The following is a 2,593-nucleotide window of genomic DNA, read 5'->3' as shown; positions in this document are numbered from 1 at the left end:
GGAATGTCTTGGTTCGATTCCAGGTATCAGCCATTGCCTAGCAATAGGCAAATATTTTCCTTTTTTACTCCAAAGGTACAAGATACTCCCCTATCTTGTGCCTCCTCTACCCGAGGGTAGCTTAAGGTGAGTTGTTGTCTGTTACTTAGTGAGGACAGACAATCGTCAAAGGTTCGAATCCTTCCCTTGGGTCTTCTCGCTATCGCAAGTACAGACGTGTGCAAGGTAGCGAGAAGTGCGATTTGCATATGGCACTTAAAAAGTATAGCACGGAGAGCAGGCGAACCTCTAGTAAACAAAAAACACTGCACAATGACTTGAGGCTCCAACAGTATTGACAGTAAAGATAAGATTGAGCAACCTAGCCGAGGTTTGATTCCTTGGTCTAGGGATTTGAGAATACTCCTTTTTTCTCACTAAGCCGTGTCGTCCAACACGCAAGCAGATAGCCTAATTAACGGTAGGCGGCAGGATAACATCCTGTTAGTGGGTTCGATTCCTGCTATTTGCATTCACAAAATAATAGCGAGACAAAGTCTTTTGGACGAGATTTTGTCATATCGCAAAAGGAGATTATATGTCAAGAATTACACTAGATCAGGTTGAAAGCTCTGAACGCTTTTACCGTATTCCAAAAATTTTTTTCGATGAGACATCTTATTACTGGACGATGCGCCTAGAAAGCAAATTTGCTTATGGACTACTCAAAGATCGTTTTGAATTATCGAAGCAAAACAAATGGGTGAATAAAGAAAATCAGGTCTATTTGAATTTTAAAGTCAAAGATCTTGAAAAACTTTTGAACTGCAAAAAAGATAAAGTGCATCAAATCAAAAATGAATTAGCTCAATATGGATTGCTAGAAGAAGAACGCATGGGGCTTAATAAGGCAAATCGGATTTATGTCTTAAACATAGATACGACAAGGACATCTGAAAAACCAACATCCAACGAAACCAGTGATACCAAGGATGTCGGAATTTCCGACATCCAGACATCTGAAAAACCGACATCAAGAAGTCGGAAAAACCGACGTCAAGACATCTGTAATTCAGACACTAATGATACTGAGTATAGTGATACTGAATTTAGTGATACTGATAATAAAAAAGAAGATGATGAAGATGAAAATAAAAAAGAGAGTGATAATTCACTTCGAGAAATTGCTGAAGACAGATTCAAAGATGTTTTTGAATTACTAGATACGCTTAAATTTCCAAATAAGGGAGATGCTGAAGCAATCAAGAGTGAAATGTCTGACGAGCTACTGAAGGCAGATGAAAGTCAAATCGTGTATTACTTTAAGGCTGCTTGGGAATATACGCAAGAAAACTGTACAAGCGATTCATACTTCGCTCAGTATCTCATCAAGAATATGCAGATGCAAGCAAACAAGAATGAGTTGAACACGTCTAAAACTCGACATGAGGATTTAACTGCTGTTCCTCTTTCGGATGATTATTTCGCTAGTGTAGATGCCCTGAGAGTGGCTTGGGGTTATGAAGGAGGATAAAGAGATTGTTGATTATCGGGACACATACACAGGGACGTCCACTTATATCACCCATGTCTGATTTAGTTAAAAGTCAGCTAAGAAAAGATTTTTTAGATAATCCAGACAAAACTATAATTTTTCACGATCCTAAAGGAGGCCTTGAAAAATATCAATTAAAAGGCTGTCAAATTAAAACCCTAACTCTTAGAGATATTGAATTATCTGAAATATTCAATCTAAAAGATGAAATTAAAAAACTTTCAGTTGAGCAACAAAAAGAACTAACGGAATTTATAGATAAAGAACAATAAAAAAACTTGACCGCAATGTCATTAAACTATTGACCTTTGACAACTGAATAACCCAATCTTGTCCCAATCAGCATGACTTAACCTTAAAACAGGGGGCGAGATAGAATACCTTTTCAGATGAAAAGGGGTGTCATAACGAACGCGGCTATTGAGTTAATGCTACGGCAGGACAAGGTGTCCAACTCAAATCATAGCAACGCTAAGGAGTAGCGGTTACTAGACTTTAAACCGTGCATAAAAAATTAGAACGCCTAGATACGCTCTAGTGCGACAGGAGAAGTGTAAATGAAAATTGAAATTCAAGACCTCAAACAAATGGGATTGTATGGCAATGCAACAGCACGCCTTACAACTGGTGAAACAGTTCACCTTCGTCCAAAATTTGCAATCATGTTTCATAATGCTGTTTTGAATGGCGAAAAGATTCAACTGCCAGTTAAATATAGCTATCATGAAATCTTTGAAACTATCAGAACAGTCAAGGTTGACAAGGTTCTGGTAGCCAAACGAGAACGAAATAATGAACTAAAAGCAACTGGTAACGGCTATCGTCGTCCTGTTCAAAAGAGAGGTCAAATCAAATGAAAATTATCACAATTAACGTAAATAAAGGCGGCGCAGGTAAAACAACTTTCGCCCATAACTTTGCAGAATATCTCAAACAAAATTATCGAGTTTTGTTGCTCGACTTTGATGATTCTGCTAACTTAACTAATCGCTATGGCTACTTTGATAAGCTAGAAAACACGGTAATTAGCTTGTTTGAACAAACAGTCGCAAGACCAGT

The 2,593-nt window shown here is 37.9% G+C and carries 4 protein-coding genes and 1 tRNA gene; all 5 read left to right on the top strand.

What is annotated here, in order from left to right; translation table 11 throughout:
* The first annotated feature begins 441 nt into the window (after positions 1-441).
* Positions 442-511, top strand: a tRNA-Val gene (locus ACYQ21_RS15260).
* Positions 512-577: 66 nt separating this feature from the next.
* Positions 578-1,513: a replication initiator protein A gene (locus tag ACYQ21_RS15255; protein ID WP_460059512.1), complete on the top strand. Its 936-nt coding sequence runs from the start codon at positions 578-580 to the stop codon at positions 1,511-1,513.
* A gap of 5 nt (positions 1,514-1,518) precedes the next feature.
* Positions 1,519-1,806: a hypothetical protein gene (locus tag ACYQ21_RS15250; protein WP_460059510.1), complete on the top strand. Its 288-nt coding sequence runs from the start codon at positions 1,519-1,521 to the stop codon at positions 1,804-1,806.
* Between the two features lie 285 nt (positions 1,807-2,091).
* Positions 2,092-2,391 carry a hypothetical protein gene (locus ACYQ21_RS15245; protein ID WP_460059509.1) on the top strand — a complete coding sequence of 100 codons (300 nt, stop codon included), beginning with the start codon at positions 2,092-2,094 and terminating at the stop codon, positions 2,389-2,391.
* Positions 2,388-2,593: ParA family protein (locus tag ACYQ21_RS15240; RefSeq protein WP_460059508.1), on the top strand; the 206-nt coding region annotated here is incomplete at its 3' end. The genes ACYQ21_RS15245 and ACYQ21_RS15240, both read left to right, overlap by 4 nt.

The organism is Pseudolactococcus yaeyamensis, assembly GCF_054658615.1.
The sequence above is the reverse complement of the archived record's forward strand: the minus strand, read 5'-3'. Positions and strand labels throughout refer to the sequence as shown.

Bases quoted from the DNA above. Each gene is read 5' to 3' on its own strand.
- ACYQ21_RS15255 (WP_460059512.1), top strand. From the start codon at position 578: ATGTCAAGAATTACACTAGATCAGGTTGAAAGCTCTGAACGCTTTTAC.
- ACYQ21_RS15245 (WP_460059509.1), top strand. From the start codon at position 2,092: ATGAAAATTGAAATTCAAGACCTCAAACAAATGGGATTGTATGGCAAT.